Source organism: Lentzea indica, from assembly GCF_012184385.1.
Lineage (GTDB): Bacteria > Actinomycetota > Actinomycetes > Mycobacteriales > Pseudonocardiaceae > Lentzea > Lentzea indica.
The window spans coordinates 1-855 of record NZ_VSRL01000579.1 but is presented as its reverse complement, the minus strand read 5'-3'; the positions used below and the strand labels follow the sequence as shown (position 1 = coordinate 855).

Sequence of the window (855 nt, the reverse complement as noted above, 5' to 3'; positions counted from 1 at the left end):
CCAGCAGCACGGCCGCGCGGTGCCTCAGGTCGGCGACCTCGGCGGGGTCCAGCACGCCGAGGACTCCCGCGCGATACCACTCTCGGACGTGGTCGGCAGTCCTTCGCCGAGCAGATGTTCCTTCCGCAGCAGGGAGATCCCGTTCTCGGCGACACGCGCGGACACTCCGGCGAGCGGCCCGGCGAGTTCCTCGGAGCCCACGACGACGAGCGCGGTGGCGATCGCGCGCAGGTGTTCCGGCTGGTCGCGCAGCCGTCGTGCCGCGACGAGCTCTACGGACTCCTGCCGCAGAGCGCGAGCGGCCTGGATGTCCTTGAGCACGGTCATGAGGTGCCGGGGAACACCACCGGACAACCGCAGGCAGAGGCTGACGAACACGGCATCCGGCTGGAAGTGCAGGGTCGTGGAGATCATGTCGGCGACCTGCGGTGCCGTCAGCGGTGGCAGGTCGACGACGTGCGCGCGGGCCAGTTCGGCGTCGAGCGGCGAGTTCTGGGACAGCACCAGGCTGATCGGCTCGTCACCGAGCCTGCGCAGCACGAAGTCCGCCCACCGCACGGTCGCGTCGTCACACGCGTCGAGGTCGTCGAGCACCAGGCACACGGGCGTTCGTTGCGCCAGCGTCACGACATCGCGCCACATGCCCCGGTACACGCGGTAGAGGGCGTCAGCGGACGGGTCGGTCAGCTCCGGTACTCCGACACCGGCCTGGACCAGCAGCCGGCGGGCGACGGCGAGCGGCAGGCGTTCGCCACGCCCTACCGCGGACAGAACCGTGGTGCCGGCGCGGGACTCGGTGGCGGCGGCCAGGCGCAGCACGGCGGACTTGCCGGAGCCTCGGGCACCGCGCACGAG

The 855-nt window shown here is 71.8% G+C and carries 1 pseudogene; it reads right to left on the bottom strand.

Annotation, left to right across the window (positions count from 1 at the left end):
* Window positions 1–24: 24 nt before the first annotated feature.
* Window positions 25–855: pseudogene (locus FXN61_RS49720) on the bottom strand (hypothetical protein); the annotation flags it as partial.